This window comes from Curtobacterium sp. NPDC089185, from assembly GCF_040685235.1.
Classification (GTDB): Bacteria; Actinomycetota; Actinomycetes; order Actinomycetales; family Microbacteriaceae; genus Curtobacterium; species Curtobacterium citri.
This window is the reverse complement of the sequence record NZ_JBFBHK010000006.1, coordinates 203,382-218,001: the sequence shown is the minus strand read 5'-3', so window position 1 is coordinate 218,001 and position 14,620 is coordinate 203,382. Positions and strand designations below refer to the sequence as shown.

Genomic DNA, 14,620 nt, shown 5'->3' with positions numbered 1-14,620 from the left:
CGCTCGCGGCGGTCAGACCTCGGTGAAGGGTTCCGCGTCGTCGAGCCGCACGCGGAGCGTCGGTGCCGCCCGGCGACGGTTGCCCCCGGGGAGCACCCGTCGCGTCGACGAGCGCCGGATCACCTCGGCCTTGAGCGTCGCCGCGACCTCGGCCCCGTGCGCGTAGGGGAACCGCACGATGGCCCGGACGGTACCCGGCGTCGGGTCGTCCGGCACCGGCACGGGTCCGAGCACGTCGCCGACCGTCGCGTCGCCGAGCGCCTCGACCGCGGCGGTCACGGCCTCGTCCGTGCCGGTCAGCGTCGCAACCCGGATCGCCGGCGGGAATTGCAGGGCACGGCGGTCGACGAGCTCGTCGTGCGCGGGACCGTCCAGCCGCCAGAGCGCCATCGCCGTGGCCAGCTTCCCGCCGATGCCGACGAGGTACACCTCGGCCCCGGGTGCGCCCTTCGCGGCGGCACCGGTCCAGAAGCGGAGGACGTCCTCCTGCACGCGGAGGCCCTCGCGCGCCAGCATCCGCTCGCCGTCGAGCAGGAGCACGCAGGCGTAGCCGCCCGGCACGTCGGGCTCGGCCCCACGGGTGGCGACCACGACGGACGGCCGCGCCGGCACCTCGTCGAGCGGTCGTGTCCCGTCGGCGACGACGATCCGCGTGCCCGGGAAGGCCCGGCCGAGCTCGTCCGCGGTTCTTTGGGCGCCCTGGCCCACCGGCTTCACGGTGCCGTTGCCGCACGTCGGGCAGCGGAAGCCGACCGCGAGGGCACCGCAGAACCGGCACTGCGGCGTCGCGCCCCGGTGCGGCTGGCCGAGCGGTCCCCCGCAGATCCGGCAGTGCGCGCGCTCCCCGCACTCGGCGCAGACCAGGCCGGTCCCGAAGCCGGGGCTCGCGACCTGCACGAGGACGGGGCCGTGCTGGCTGGCCTCGCGCGCGGCGCGCCACGCGGTGCTCGGGATGCGGGCCTGCGCGGCGAAGCCCTCGGCGCCGCTCTGCTGCACGGTCGGGATCACCTTCGGCGTCGGGACGCGGTACGGCGTCACGTCGTCCAACCACTGCAGCTCGACCAGGCGCTGCACGTCCGTGCTGCGGGCGTGCGAGACGAACAGGAGCGCCGCGCCCGACTGGGCGGCGCGGACGAGGGCCACGTCGCGGGTGTGCACGTAGGGCGCACGGGGCTCGACGAACGACGCGTCCCCGTCGTCCCACACCGCGATGAGCCCGAGGTCGGTCGCCGGGGCGTACATCGCGGTGCGGTTGCCGATCGCGACGACCGCGTGCGAGCGGGCCTGCAGCAGCGCCTTCGCCCGTGCGCCGTTCGTCTGCTTGGCGTCGAAGCGCACGACCCGCTCGGCGGGCAGCACGGCGAGGAGCGCCCGCTCGAGGTCGGTGACGTCGCGGAAGTCGGGGACGGCGACCACGGCGGACTGCTCCGTGGCGACGGCGCGTGCCGCCGCCTGCGCGATCGTGGCCGCCCAGCCGGGGACCCACACCGGGGCGGTGACGTCGGCGGGACCGGCGGCGCCGGCGGCGCTCGATCCCGGCGCCGGGGTGAGCGCCACCGGGTGCGGCACGGCGGCGACCGCAGCGCGACCGTGGTCGGCGACCAGGGCCTCCAGGACGCCCTGGGCGTACCCCGTGACGGGCGGCGCGCCGACCGCCGGGGGCGACCACCCGGGGTCGCGGGCGAGCCAGGCCTTCTCGGCGCGCACCTGGCGCGGCGGGACGGCGAGCCGCAGCACGTCGGATGCGACCCCCGCGGCGCGGTCGGCGACCGCCCGCGCGAGCGTCCAGACCTCCGGCGCGAGCACCGGCACCGGCGAGACGACCTGCTCGACCTGGCTGAGTTCGCCGGGCCAGTCCCCCTCGGAGACGACCTCGACGACGTACGCGTCGGACATCCGGGCGCCGGTGCGCAGCGGCACCTTGACGCGCACCCCCGGCACGCAGTCGTCCTCGAGCTCGGCCGGCACCCGGTAGTCGAACAGACGGTCCAACTGCGGGAGCGGCGAGTCGAGGACGACGCGCGCGACGGTGGTCACGCGGTGTGCCTAGACGGCGGCGGCGACGAGTCCTGCGGCGGCGCGGAGTTCCTCGACGCGGTCGAGCTGCTCCCAGGTGAAGCCGGGGAGCTCACGGCCGAAGTGCCCGTACGCGGCGGTCTGGGCGTAGCGCGGCTTGAGCAGGTCGAGATCGCGGATGATCGCGGCCGGACGCAGGTCGAACACCTCGGTGATCGCCGCCTCGATGGTGGCGTCGTCGACGTGGCCGGTGCCGAACGACTCGACGTAGAGCCCGACGGGCTTCGCGCGGCCGATGGCGTACGCCACCTGCACCTCGAGCCGGTCCGCGAGTCCCGCGGCGACGGCGTTCTTCGCGACCCAGCGCAGGGCGTAGGCCGCCGAACGGTCGACCTTCGACGGGTCCTTGCCGCTGAACGCGCCGCCGCCGTGCCGGGAGGCACCGCCGTAGGTGTCGACGATGACCTTGCGACCGGTGAGGCCGGCGTCGCCCTGCGGGCCGCCGATCTCGAAGCGGCCGGTCGGGTTCACGATGACGTCGACGTGCGACGAGTCGAGGTCGACCAGGTCGAGCACCGGGCGGATGACGTGCTCGGTGATCTGCGCGGTGAGCTCGTCGAGCGTGACCGCCGGCGAGTGCTGCGTGGAGAGCACGACGGTCTCGACCGTCTTCGGCACGACGCCGTCGTAGCCGACCGTGACCTGCGTCTTGCCGTCCGGACGGAGGAAGTCGAGCACACCCGTCTTGCGGACCTCGGCGAGCCGCTCCGCCAGGCGGTGGGCGAGCCAGATCGCGACGGGCATGTACTCGGGCGTCTCGTTCGTCGCGAAGCCGAACATGATGCCCTGGTCACCGGCACCCTGGCGGTCGAGCGGGTCGACCCCGGCACCCGAACGGCTGTCGAGCGACTCGTCGACGCCCTGAGCGATGTCCGGCGACTGCGCGCCGATCGACACCTCGACCCCGCACGTGCGGCCGTCGAAGGAGACCTCCGACGAGTTGTAGCCGATGCCCGTGATGACGTCGCGCACGAGCTTCGGGATCTCGACGTAGCCGGAGGTCGTGACCTCGCCGGCGACGTGCACCAGACCCGTCGTCACCATGGTCTCGACGGCGACCCGCGCGTGCGGGTCGGCCGCGAGCAGGGCGTCGAGGATGGTGTCCGAGATCTGGTCGCAGATCTTGTCGGGGTGCCCCTCCGTCACCGACTCGGACGTGAAGAGGCGCAGGTTGGTGCTCGTCACCGCGGTCAGTCGGTGGGCTGCTGCTGCTTGGTGACGGTCAGCTTGTCCTCGTTGATCTCGTGCAGAGCAACGGACAGCGGCTTGTCGTCGATCGTCGAGTCGACGAGCGGGCCGACGTTGTCGAAGAGCGACCCCTCGTGCAGGTCGGCGTAGTAGTCGTTGATCTGACGAGCACGCTTCGAGGCGAAGATGACGAGCGCGTACTTCGACTCCACCTTGGCGAGCAGGTCGTCGATGGGCGGGTCGATGATGCCCTGGGGGTTGGCCATGGGGTCCTCCTCGGTCGGCGGGCGTCGGGGCGCGCGGGTGCGCGCGACGCGGGAGCACCCGTCAGGGCGCAGAGAACAAGTCTACGACCTCGCGTGCCGCGGTGCCGACATCGGAGTTCACGATCCGCACGTCGAACTCGTCCTGCGCGGCGAGTTCCACCTTCGCCGTCTCGAGACGACGCGCCTGCTCCTCGGCGGACTCGGTGCCGCGGCCGATGAGCCGGCGGACGAGTTCGTCCCAGGTCGGGGGCAGCAGGAAGACCAGGACGGCCTCGGGCATGGCGTCGCGGACCTGGCGTGCGCCCTGCAGGTCGATCTCGAGCATCACCTTGTCGCCGGCGTCGAGCGCGCGGTCGATCGGCGGACGCGGCGTGCCGTACCGGTACGAGTTGTGCACGACCGCCCACTCGAGGAGCTCGCGGTCACGGATCATCCGGTCGAACTCGGCGTCGTCGACGAAGTAGTAGTGCACGCCGTCGACCTCACCCGGACGGGGCTTCCGGGTCGTCGCCGACACGCTGAGGTTGACGTCCGGGTACTGCTCGCGGATGTGCGCACTGACGGTGCCCTTGCCGACCGCGGTCGGTCCGGCGAGGACGACGAGCTTCGACGCGCCGCGCTTCCGGCCGCGGGCGGCGAGCCAGTCGGCCAGCGCGGTCCGCTGGCGGCTGCCGAGCCCACCGAGGCGCTTCGACGGCGCGATCCGCAGCTCGCCCATGACCGCCTCGGCACGCGCCGGGCCGATGCCGGAGATGCTCGTGAGCAGGTCGCGGACCCGCAGGGACTTCTCCGCCGGCAGGTCGGCGTCGGTCCAGGCCGCACGCGCGACCTCGAGGGCGCTGCGCTCCCCCGAGGCGACCTGCGCCTTCACGGCGGCGCGGGCGCGACGCGCGGCGACCGCGGCCCGGGCGGCGGCGACGCGGTCGACCTCCGGTGGGTTGCGGTGCGCCGGCAGGTCGCTGCGGTCCGGGACACCGGCAGCGTCGTCAGCGGGTCCGGGGGTCGTCCCGTCCGTCACGCGGCGGCTCCCAGCGCGGCGCGGATGCGGTCCGCGCGGTCCTGCACGAGGGCGGCGACGCCGTCGGGTCCGTCGGTGAGCAACCCGCGCGACTCGTTGACGAGCACCTGCTCGGCGCGCGAGCCGTACCGGGACCGCAGGTCCTCGATCCGGGCCCCCTGGGCGCCGAAGCCCGGAGCGAGCACCGGGGCGGAGCCGATGGCCGCCGCGTCGATGCCGAAGTCGTTCAGGTCGAGGGTGGCGCCGAGCACGAGCCCGACGTCTCCCAGCGGCTGCTCGCCGCCGGTCCGGTTGTCGTCTGCCACGTCCAAGACGATACCCGCCGCGACGGACCGCCCCGCACGCGGCCCCTCCGCGAGCACGGCGGTCTGCAGCACGCGCGCCTCGGGGTTGCTCGTCGCCGCCAGGACGAAGACACCGGCACGGTTGTCGCGCGCGACGTCGACCGTGCCCGCGAGCGAGCCGTAGCCGAGGTAGGGCGACACGGTCATCGCGTCGGCCCGGAACGGCCCGTCGCGGTCGAGCCACGCCAGGGCGTAGTCGTCACCGGTCGACCCGATGTCGCCGCGCTTGACGTCGGCGACGGTCAGGAGGCCCGCATCGCGCGCCCGACGCAGGGTCGCGTCGAGCGCACGGTAGCCGGCCACCCCCGCTGCCTCGAAGAACGCGATCTGCGGCTTCACGATCGCGGCCCGACCGGCGGCCGCGTCCACGAGGACCGCACCGAACGCCGTCAGGCCGGCTTCGTCGCGGCCCAGCCCCCACGCCGCCAGGGTGGCGGCGTGGGGGTCGATGCCGACGCACAGGGGGGAACGCTCCCCCATGGCGGCGGCGAGCCGGACGCCGAAGGAGGGCACGCCTCCCGACTGGGCCGTCGACACGTCGACGGTCACCAGGTGGCGCGCTCGAGCGCGTAGTCCTGCAGACTGCGCACCGAGTGGGCCGTGCCGATCGTCTCGATGGCCGCGACCGCCGCGCCGAGCTGCGCGATGGTCGTGAACAGCGGCTTGTCCGCCGCGACCGTCGCCGCACGGATCTCGTAGCCGTCGGCGCGGCCGGCGGCACCCGAGGGCGTGTTGATGACGATGTCGACCGCGTCGCGTGCGAGCAGGTCGACGACGCTCTCGCCGCCCTCGCTGTACTTGCCGACGAGCGTGACCTCGATGCCGTTTCGCCGGAGCACCTCGGCGGTGCCCTCGGTCGCGGTGATCGTGAAGCCGAGCTGCTGCAGCCGGTGCACGGGCAGGACGACCTGGCGCTTGTCGGTGTCCGCGACGCTCACGAAGACCGTGCCGCTCGTCGGCAGCCCGCCGTACGCGGCGTCCTGCGACTTGAGGAACGCGCGCGGGAAGTCACGGTCGATGCCCATGACCTCGCCGGTGGAACGCATCTCCGGGCTGAGCACCGAGTCGACGACCTGGCCGTCGTGCGTGCGGAAGCGGCGGAAGGGCAGCACGGCCTCCTTCACCGCGACCGGCGCCTGCGGGGGCACCGAGGAGCCGTCGCGCTCGGGCAGCAGGCCCTCGCCGACGAGCGCGTCGATCGACGTGCCGGTCATGATGCGGGACGCGGCCTTGGCGAGCGGGATGCCGAGGGCCTTCGACACGAACGGGACCGTGCGGCTGGCGCGCGGGTTCGCCTCGAGGACGTAGAGCACGCCGGCCCCGATGGCGAACTGCACGTTGAGCAGCCCGCGGACGCCGATGCCACGGGCGATCCGCTCGGTCGCCTCGACGACCCCGCGGATCTCCGCCCTGCCGAGTCCGACCGGGGGCAGGGTGCACGCCGAGTCGCCGGAGTGGATGCCGGCCTCCTCGATGTGCTCCATGATGCCGCCGATGTAGAGCCGGTCGCCGTCGAACAGGGCGTCGACGTCGATCTCCACGGCGTCGTCGAGGAACCGGTCCACGAGCAGCGGCAGGTCCGGGCCGATGATCGCCTGGTCGGCCATCCGGTCGAAGTAGTCGGCGAGGGCGGTCGGGTCGTACACGATCTCCATGCCGCGGCCGCCGAGCACGAACGACGGGCGGACGAGGACCGGGTAGCCGATCTCCTCGGCAACCGCGGTCGCGCTGGCGAGGTCGTGGGCGGTGCCGTTGCGGGGCGCGAGCAGCCCGGCCTGCTCGAGGATCGCGGCGAACTGCCCACGCTCCTCGGCGGAGTCGATCGCGCTCGGGCTGGTGCCGAGGATCGGGATGCCGGCCGCCTCGAGCGGCTTCGCCAGGCCCAGGGCGGTCTGGCCGCCGAGCTGGACGACGACGCCGACGAGCTCGCCGGACGCGGCCTCGGCCTCGATGACCTCGAGGACGTCCTCGGTGGTGAGCGGCTCGAAGTAGAGCCGGTCCGAGGTGTCGTAGTCGGTCGACACCGTCTCGGGGTTGCAGTTGATCATGATCGTCTCGAACCCGGCGTCGCTCAGCGCGAACGACGCGTGCACGCAGGAGTAGTCGAACTCGACGCCCTGGCCGATGCGGTTCGGACCGGAGCCGAGGATGACAACCTTCCTGCGGTCGCTCGGGGCGACCTCGGTCTCGGTGTCGTACGACGAGTAGTGGTACGGCGTCAGGGCCGGGAACTCGCCGGCGCAGGTGTCGACCGTCTTGAAGACCGGGCGGATGCCTGCGGTGTGCCGCGCGTCGCGGGCCTCCTGCTCGGAGATCCCGCGCAGCGAGGCGATCTGCGCGTCGCTGAAGCCGTGCTCCTTCGCCCAGCGCAGCGTGTCCGCGTCGAGCGTCTCGGCGGCGGCCACCTCGGACGCGACCTCGTTGATGAGCACGATCTGGTCGATGAACCACGGGTCGATCTTCGTGGCCTCGAAGACCTCGTCCGCCGTGGCGCCGGCGACCAGGGCCTGCTGCACGGTCACGATGCGGCCGTCGGTCGGCACCTGGGCCTCGGTCAGCAGGGCGTCCTTGTCGAGCTCCGCCGCCGGGGTGTCCCAGTGGAAGCTCGATCCGCGCTTCTCGAGGCTCCGCAGGGACTTCTGCAGCGCCGTCGCGTAGTTGCGACCGATGGCCATCGCCTCGCCGACGCTCTTCATCGTCGTGGTCAGGGTGGCGTCGGCAGCCGGGAACTTCTCGAACGCGAAGCGCGGGGTCTTCACGACGACGTAGTCGAGCGTCGGCTCGAAGCTCGCGGGCGTGACGCGCGTGATGTCGTTCTCGATCTCGTCGAGGCGGTACCCGATCGCGAGCTTCGCGGCGATCTTGGCGATCGGGAAGCCCGTCGCCTTCGAGGCGAGCGCCGACGAGCGGGACACGCGCGGGTTCATCTCGATGACGATCAGGCGGCCGTTCGACGGGTCGACGGCGAACTGGATGTTGCAGCCGCCGGTGTCGACGCCGACGCGACGGATGATGTCGATGCCGATGTTCCGCATGTTCTGGTACTCGCGGTCGGTCAGCGTCAGCGCGGGTGCGACGGTGATCGAGTCACCGGTGTGCACGCCCACGGGGTCGACGTTCTCGATCGAGCAGATGACGACCGTGTTGTCGAAGTTGTCGCGCATGAGCTCGAGCTCGTACTCCTTCCAGCCGAGGATCGACTCCTCGAGGAGCACCTCGGTGGTCGGGCTCGACTGCAGGCCGTCGCCGACGAAGCGGACCAGCTCCTCCTCGTTGTAGGCGAAGCCGGAACCGAGGCCGCCCATCGTGAAGGAGGGCCGGACGACGAGCGGGTAGCCGAGGTCCTGCGCGTACTCCTTGGCCTCCTCGAGCGTGTGCGCGATGTGGCTGCGGGCGACGTCCGCACCGGACTCGAGGACGAGCTCCTTGAAGAGCTGGCGGTCCTCACCGCGCTGGATGGCGTCGACCTTCGCGCCGATGAGCTCGACGTCGTACTTCGCGAGGATGCCCTCGGCGTCGAGCTTGATCGCGGCGTTGAGCGCCGTCTGCCCGCCGAGCGTCGGCAGGACCGCGTCCGGACGCTCGATCTTGATGATCTCCTCGAGCGAGGCGCTCGTGATCGGCTCGATGTACGTCGCGTCGGCGAAGTCCGGGTCGGTCATGATCGTCGCCGGGTTCGGGTTGACGAGGATCACGCGGACGCCCTCGGCGCGGAGGACGCGGCACGCCTGGGTGCCGGAGTAGTCGAACTCGGCGGCCTGCCCGATGACGATCGGGCCGGAGCCGATGACGAGGACGGAGTTGATGTCTGCGCGCTTCGGCATCAGTTGGCTCCCTTGGTGATGTCGGCGGCCGGGGTGGTCGCGGTGGCGGTCGCGGGGTCGAGCGGCTCGCCGGCTCGGCGCTCGCGCACGAGGTCCGCGAACCGGTCGAACAGGTACATCGAGTCGTGCGGGCCGGCCGCCGCCTCTGGGTGGTACTGCACGCTGAAGGCAGGTACGTCGAGCGCGCGCAGGCCCTCGACGACCTGGTCGTTCAGCGAGTAGTGCGAGACCTCGACGCGGCCGAAGCCGGCCGGGGACTCGACGACCTCGCCCAGGGGCGCGTCGACCGCGAAGCCGTGGTTCTGGCTGGTGATCTCGACCTTGCCGGTGGCGGTGTCGAGCACCGGCTGGTTGATGCCGCGGTGGCCGAACGGCAGCTTGTAGGTGCCGAAGCCGAGCGCGCGGCCGAGCAGCTGGTTGCCGAAGCAGATGCCGAAGAACGGACGTCCGGTCTTCAGGGAGTCCTGCAGGAGCGAGACCTGCGCGTCGGAGGCGGCGGGGTCGCCGGGGCCGTTCGAGTAGAAGAGCGCGTCCGGGTCGAGCTCCTGCAGCGCCTCGGGCGTGATGTCCTGCGGCACGACGTGCACCTCGAACCCGCGCTCGGCGAGGTACCGGGTGGTCGACGCCTTCACGCCGAGGTCGAGCACGGCCAGCCGGCCGATCTGCTCGCCGACGGCGGGGACCACGTACGTCTCGGGCGTCGAGACGATCGACGAGAAGCTCGCACCGGCCATGCCCGCCTGGTCGCGCACCAGCTGCTCCTGCTCGGCGGCCGGCAGGGCCGCGTCGGCACCGCTGAACACGCCGCCCTTCATCGCACCCGCGTCGCGGATCCGGCGGGTCAACGCCCGGGTGTCGATGCCGGAGATGCCGACGATGCCGTCGCGCACGAGGTGGTCGTCGAGCGTCGCGTTCGCACGGTGGTTCGACACGACGCGGCTGGGGTCGCGCACGACGTAGCCCGCGACCCAGATGCGTCGCGACTCGGGGTCCTCGTCGTTGACCCCCGTGTTGCCGATGTGCGGCGCGGTCTGCACCACGATCTGCCCGGCGTAGGACGGGTCGGTCAGCGTCTCCTGGTAGCCGGTCATGCCCGTGGCGAAGACGACCTCGCCCAGGGTGCGGCCTCGGGCGCCGTACGCCCAACCGTCGTACCGGGTGCCGTCCTCGAGGACCAGTACGGCCCGTTCGCGTGTCATCAGTTCGTCCCTTCGCCCGCGGTGTGCGGGGGTTCGTGCGTCGTCGTCAGTCCCTGCAGGGCGGCGAGTGCTGCTGCGCCGCCCTGCGGGAACCGGAAGTAGGTGTCGAGGTCCGTCGCTCCTGCGGCGCCGGTCGCCGTCCATCGCAGACGGACCAGTCCCCCGGGCTCGACCACCCGGTCGATGGCCGTCGTCGCGCGGTCGGCACCGCGGACGGCGTCGGCCGCGATCCAGCGGTCGTCGGTACCGGCGTGGTGCAGCACCACCCCGGTGTCGTGGACGGTCACGCCGCCGCGGCCCCGGAACCCGAGTCCGCCCGCCGTGATCCGTTCGAGCGGCTGGTCGGCGCGGGTCGTCGCGACGGTGAACCCGTCCCACGAACCGGCCGCCGGTCCGAGCCCGGACGGGACCGGGACGGGAGGCACGGTGTCCGCCTGTCTCCTGGCCCGCGTCCGCCAGGTGCGCGCCATCGCGACGAACAGCAGTGCGACGAGGGCGAGGATGACCGCGCCCTCGAGCCACCGCAGTGCGTCGCCGGTCATGCGACCGCCGTCCGGGCCGCCGTGGCGTTCGCGGCGACGGTGTGCGCGTCGACCAGCGCACCGTCGACGAGCGTCGGGTACCCCTGGTGGAAGGTCGCGACGACCCGGCCGGGCAGGCGCATGCCGAGGTACGGCGAGTTCTGCGACTGGCCGTGCAGGTCGTCGACCGAGAACTCGCGCACGGCGGCGGGGTCGTACAGCGTCAGCTCGGCGGGGGCGCCCGCGACGACGCCGCGACCGTGGCCCTCGACCTGCCCGATGCGCGCGGGTGCCTCGGACAGCACGCGGGCGACGTCGGTCCAGCCCAGCTGCCCGCTGTCGACCACCGCGGCGTGCACGACGCTCAGCGCCGACTCGAGCCCGACCATGCCGTTCGCGGCGGCCGGCCACTCGCAGCACTTCGCCTCGGCGGTGTGCGGGGCGTGGTCGGTCGCGACGATGTCGATCGTCCCGTCGGCGAGGGCCGCGCGCAGGGCGTCGACGTCCTCGCGCGAGCGCAGCGGCGGGTTCACCTTGTACCGGGCGTCGTAGCCGGGGGCGCCGTCGACTCCCGCGATGAGGTCCTCGGTGAGCACGAGGTGGTGCGGCGTGACCTCGGCGGTGACGTCGATCCCGCGGGACTTCGCCCACCGGATGACCTCGACGCTGCCGGCGGTCGAGACGTGGCAGACGTGCAACCGCGCCCCGACGTGGTCGGCGAGCAGGACGTCACGGGCGATGATCGCCTCCTCCGCGACGGCCGGCCAACCCGCCAGACCGAGTTCCGACGACAGCCGGCCCTCGTTCATCTGCGCGCCGACGGTCAGTCGGGGCTCCTGCGCGTGCTGCGCGAGCACCCCGCCGAAGCCCTTGATGTACTCGAGCGCCCGGCGCATGAGCAGCGGGTCGGCGACGCAGGACCCGTCGTCCGAGAACACCCGCACCTTCGCACGGCTGGTCGCCATCGCGCCGATCTCGGACAGGTGCGTTCCCTGCAGCCCCTGCGAGACCGCGCCGATGGGTCGGACCGTGACGTACCCGGCGTCGTCCCCGAGCGCCTGCACCTGCTCGACGACCCCGGCCGTGTCGGCGACGGGCGAGGAGTTCGCCATCGCGTTCACGGCGGTGAAGCCGCCGGCGGCCGCGGCGCGTGAGCCGGTGAGCACCGTCTCCGACTCCTCGGCGCCGGGCTCGCGCAGGTGGGTGTGGAGGTCCACGAGACCGGGCAGGGCGATCAGCCCGTCCGCGTCGACGACCGTGGCGCCGGCCACGTCGAGACCGGACCCGACCGCTTCGATGCGCCGTCCCTCCAGGCGGATGTCGGCACGCGTGCCGTCGACCAGCTGCGCGCCGCGGATGAGGTGGGCGGTCATGCGACGGACTCCTTCGGTTCGTGCTCGCCGGTCAGGGCGAGGTAGAGCACGGCCATGCGGACCGACACGCCGTTCGCGACCTGCTCGACCACCGTCGAGCGGGGGTCGTCGGCGGCCACGCCGGCGATCTCGAGCCCGCGGTTCATCGGCCCGGGGTGCATGATCAGCGTGCGCTCGGACAGCGCGGCCGCGCGGGCGGCGGTCAGCCCGAAGTGCCGCGTGTACTCGCGGGGGTTCGGGAAGAAGGCGTCGTTCATCCGCTCCTGCTGGATGCGGAGGAGCATCACGACGTCCGGGTCCTCGGCGAGGGCCGCGTCGAGGTCGTGGTGCACGGCGGCCCCGAACGGCCGGTCGACGGCGGGCAGCAGCGTGGGCGGCGCGGCGAAGGTGACCTCGGCGCCGAGCGTGCGGAGCAGCCACGCGTTGCTCCGTGCGACGCGGCTGTGCAGGACGTCGCCGACGATCGTCACGCGCACGCCGTCGAGGCCCTGCCCGCGGCTGGCGCCCCCGTGCAACCGGCGGCGCATCGTGAAGGCGTCGAGCAGCGCCTGCGTCGGGTGCTCGTGCGTGCCGTCGCCGGCGTTCACCACGGGGACGTCGATCCAGTCCGCCTCCGCGAGGACCCGCGGGGCCCCCGACGCCGGGTGGCGCATCACGATGCCGTCGATGCCCATCGCGCCCAGGGTCTGCACGGTGTCCTTGAGCGACTCGCCCTTCGAGACGCTCGACCCCTTCGCGGCGAAGTTGATGACGTCCGCGGAGAGGCGCTTCGCGGCGGCCTCGAACGAGATGCGGGTGCGGGTGGAGTCCTCGAAGAAGAGGTTCACGACGGTCTTGCCGCGGAGCGCCGGGAGCTTCCGGACCTCGCGGGTGTTGACCTCGGCCATCTCCTCGGCGACGTCGAGGATGCGGATCGCCTCGGTGCGGGAGAGGTCGGCGGTGGAGAGGAGGTGGCGCATCAGGCGTGACCTCCCTGCTGCCGCTCGGGCTGGTCGGGCCGCTCGGCCTGGTCGGGCTGCTCGGGCCGCTCGGCCTGGTCGGGCTGCTCGGGCCGCTCGGCCTGGTCGGGCTGCTCGATCACGACCTCGTCGGCGCCGTCCGTCTCCGTCAGCCGGAGGGTGACCCGCTCGTCGGACGCGGTCGGCAGGTTCTTGCCGACGTGGTCGGCGCGGATCGGCAGCTGCCGGTGGCCGCGGTCGACGAGCACCGCGAGCCGGACCGCCCGCGGGCGCCCGATGCCCTGCAGGGCGTCGAGGGCAGCCCGGACCGTCCGCCCGGAGTAGAGCACGTCGTCGACGAGCACGACGACCTTGCCGTCGATGCCGCTCGTCGGGATGGTCGTGCGGTGCGGCGCACGACCGATGCCGTGGCCGAGGTCGTCCCGGTGCATCGTCACGTCGAGCGTGCCGAGCCGCTGGTCGCGGTCCACGGTCCACTCGGGTTCGATGTCGGCCAGGACGCGGTCGAGCCGCTCGGCCAGGACGGTACCCCGTGTCGGGATGCCCAGGAGCACGAGGTCCGAGGCCCCGTGGTTGGTCTCGAGGATCTCGTGCGCGATGCGTGTCAGAGCACGCGTGATGTCGGGCTGTTGCAGGACCGTTCTGGTTCCCACGCCGACCTCCTTCCCCGCCTCACCGGACGGACTTAAAGGACGCTGACGTGGTCAACCCTACCGGGACTCCTGGTCCCCTGCGACCGTCCGACCGGACGGTGCGGCGCCGTGGTCGGCAGCCTTCGACGAAGGAGCGCGGCCTCCGGCGACGGCACCGAGGACCCCGTTCACGAAGCCGGCCGAGTCGTCCGTCGAGAGCGACTGGGCGAGCTCCACCGCCTCGGCGATCGCGACCGCGTCCGGGACCTCCGGGTTGTACCGGAGCTCCCAGACGCCCATCCGCAGGATGCAGCGGTCGAGCACGGGCATGCGTGCGATGGACCAGCCCTGCGCGTGCTCGACGATGACCCGGTCGATCGCCGCACGGTCGTCGTCGACACCGGTGACGATCTGTCGCGCGTAGTCCCAGCTCGAGGCGCGCTCGGGCTGGTCGAGGTGACGGACCGTCTCCGTGGCGAGGACGTCCGCGATCGGCAGCTCGCGGACCTCCGCCACGTACAGCATGTCGAGGGCGCGCTTGCGGGCCTTCGAACGAGCACTCATCCGGCGTCGCCTAGTTGTTGACGCGGCCGAGGAAGCTGCCGTCGCGCGTGTCGATCTTCACGGTGGTGCCGTTCTCCAGGTAGAGCGGGACCTGGATGCGGTGACCGGTCGCGATGATGGTCGCGTCCTTCGTGCCACCCGAGGAGCGGTCGCCCTGGAGGCCCGGCTCGGTCTCGACCTCGGTGACGATCGACGTGGGCAGCTCGATGTAGAGCGGGTTGCCCTCGTTCATCGCGATGGTGACCATCGCCGACTCGAGCAGGAAGTTCTTGGCGTCGCCGACGACGGTCTCCGAGACGGGGACCTGGTCGTACGTGTCGGTGTCCATGAACACGTAGGACTCGCCGTCCTGGTACAGGTACTGGTAGTCGCGGCGGTCGACGGTCGCGGTGTCGATCTTCGCGCCGGCGTTGAAGGTGCGGTCGACGACCTTGCCCGAGACGACGTTCTTCAGCTTCGTGCGGACGAACGCGCCGCCCTTGCCCGGCTTGACGTGCTGGAACTCGACGACCGACCAGAGCTGCCCGTCGATGATGAGAACGGCGCCGTTCTTGATGTCAGTGGTACTCGCCATGGGTCTTCCGTTCGATGGTGTTGTGAAGGTCTCCCGGACGTGCGTCCGGTCCCGGCATCGGCGGGGAGGTGCCCCGGGCCGA

The 14,620-nt window shown here is 72.5% G+C and carries 13 protein-coding genes; all 13 read right to left on the bottom strand.

The features are described 5' to 3' along the window. Positions 1-12 precede the first annotated feature (12 nt). The gene (locus tag AB0N84_RS08955; protein ID WP_363545369.1) at positions 13-2,037 is read right to left on the bottom strand and encodes a primosomal protein N'; all 2,025 of its coding nucleotides are present in this window, start codon (positions 2,035-2,037) and stop codon (positions 13-15) included. A 9-nt stretch (positions 2,038-2,046) separates the two neighbouring features. Further along, entirely contained in the window at positions 2,047-3,261 is a 1,215-nt protein-coding gene (gene metK, locus AB0N84_RS08950) for a methionine adenosyltransferase (RefSeq protein ID WP_069710800.1), read from the bottom strand. Positions 3,262-3,266: 5 nt separating this feature from the next. Then, positions 3,267-3,530 carry a DNA-directed RNA polymerase subunit omega gene (gene rpoZ / locus AB0N84_RS08945; protein WP_022906709.1) on the bottom strand — a complete coding sequence of 88 codons (264 nt, stop codon included), beginning with the start codon at positions 3,528-3,530 and terminating at the stop codon, positions 3,267-3,269. 61 nt (positions 3,531-3,591) lie between these two features. Continuing rightward, positions 3,592-4,485 (bottom strand): guanylate kinase, encoded by an 894-nt coding sequence (gene gmk, locus AB0N84_RS08940; RefSeq protein ID WP_069711360.1) that lies wholly within the window; start codon positions 4,483-4,485, stop codon positions 3,592-3,594. A 59-nt stretch (positions 4,486-4,544) separates the two neighbouring features. Further along, the gene (pyrF, locus tag AB0N84_RS08935) at positions 4,545-5,441 is read right to left on the bottom strand and encodes an orotidine-5'-phosphate decarboxylase (protein ID WP_259346263.1); all 897 of its coding nucleotides are present in this window, start codon (positions 5,439-5,441) and stop codon (positions 4,545-4,547) included. Continuing rightward, positions 5,438-8,716, bottom strand: coding sequence for a carbamoyl-phosphate synthase large subunit (carB, locus tag AB0N84_RS08930; protein ID WP_363545363.1), 3,279 nt, complete (start codon positions 8,714-8,716; stop codon positions 5,438-5,440). The genes pyrF and carB overlap by 4 nt, the downstream gene beginning before the upstream one ends. Beyond that, complete coding sequence (carA, locus tag AB0N84_RS08925) at positions 8,716-9,915, bottom strand: glutamine-hydrolyzing carbamoyl-phosphate synthase small subunit (protein ID WP_363545360.1); 1,200 nt, start codon at positions 9,913-9,915, stop codon at positions 8,716-8,718. The genes carB and carA overlap by 1 nt, the downstream gene beginning before the upstream one ends. Further along, positions 9,915-10,457, bottom strand: coding sequence for a hypothetical protein (locus AB0N84_RS08920; RefSeq protein ID WP_363545357.1), 543 nt, complete (start codon positions 10,455-10,457; stop codon positions 9,915-9,917). The genes carA and AB0N84_RS08920 overlap by 1 nt, the downstream gene beginning before the upstream one ends. Continuing rightward, the gene (locus tag AB0N84_RS08915) at positions 10,454-11,809 is read right to left on the bottom strand and encodes a dihydroorotase (protein ID WP_363545354.1); all 1,356 of its coding nucleotides are present in this window, start codon (positions 11,807-11,809) and stop codon (positions 10,454-10,456) included. Before AB0N84_RS08915 ends, AB0N84_RS08920 begins: the two co-directional genes overlap by 4 nt. Beyond that, on the bottom strand, positions 11,806-12,768 hold the full coding sequence (locus AB0N84_RS08910; protein ID WP_069710795.1) for an aspartate carbamoyltransferase catalytic subunit: 963 nt from the start codon (positions 12,766-12,768) through the stop codon (positions 11,806-11,808). Before AB0N84_RS08910 ends, AB0N84_RS08915 begins: the two co-directional genes overlap by 4 nt. Next, positions 12,768-13,421 carry a bifunctional pyr operon transcriptional regulator/uracil phosphoribosyltransferase PyrR gene (gene pyrR, locus AB0N84_RS08905; RefSeq protein WP_363545351.1) on the bottom strand — a complete coding sequence of 218 codons (654 nt, stop codon included), beginning with the start codon at positions 13,419-13,421 and terminating at the stop codon, positions 12,768-12,770. Before pyrR ends, AB0N84_RS08910 begins: the two co-directional genes overlap by 1 nt. 57 nt (positions 13,422-13,478) lie before the next feature. Next, on the bottom strand, positions 13,479-13,964 hold the full coding sequence (gene nusB / locus AB0N84_RS08900; RefSeq protein WP_289458828.1) for a transcription antitermination factor NusB: 486 nt from the start codon (positions 13,962-13,964) through the stop codon (positions 13,479-13,481). A gap of 10 nt (positions 13,965-13,974) precedes the next feature. After that, on the bottom strand, positions 13,975-14,538 hold the full coding sequence (gene efp / locus AB0N84_RS08895; protein WP_069710793.1) for an elongation factor P: 564 nt from the start codon (positions 14,536-14,538) through the stop codon (positions 13,975-13,977). Between the last annotated feature and the right edge of the window lie 82 nt (positions 14,539-14,620).

Excerpts from the sequence above, each read along its gene's own strand:
- efp (WP_069710793.1), bottom strand. The coding sequence starts at position 14,538 with ATGGCGAGTACCACTGACATCAAGAACGGCGCCGTTCTCATCATCGAC.
- AB0N84_RS08920 (WP_363545357.1), bottom strand. The coding sequence starts at position 10,457 with ATGACCGGCGACGCACTGCGGTGGCTCGAGGGCGCGGTCATCCTCGCC.
- nusB (WP_289458828.1), bottom strand. The coding sequence starts at position 13,964 with ATGAGTGCTCGTTCGAAGGCCCGCAAGCGCGCCCTCGACATGCTGTAC.
- AB0N84_RS08915 (WP_363545354.1), bottom strand. The coding sequence starts at position 11,809 with ATGACCGCCCACCTCATCCGCGGCGCGCAGCTGGTCGACGGCACGCGT.
- carA (WP_363545360.1), bottom strand. The coding sequence starts at position 9,915 with ATGACACGCGAACGGGCCGTACTGGTCCTCGAGGACGGCACCCGGTAC.
- carB (WP_363545363.1), bottom strand. The coding sequence starts at position 8,716 with ATGCCGAAGCGCGCAGACATCAACTCCGTCCTCGTCATCGGCTCCGGC.
- rpoZ (WP_022906709.1), bottom strand. The coding sequence starts at position 3,530 with ATGGCCAACCCCCAGGGCATCATCGACCCGCCCATCGACGACCTGCTC.
- AB0N84_RS08910 (WP_069710795.1), bottom strand. The coding sequence starts at position 12,768 with ATGCGCCACCTCCTCTCCACCGCCGACCTCTCCCGCACCGAGGCGATC.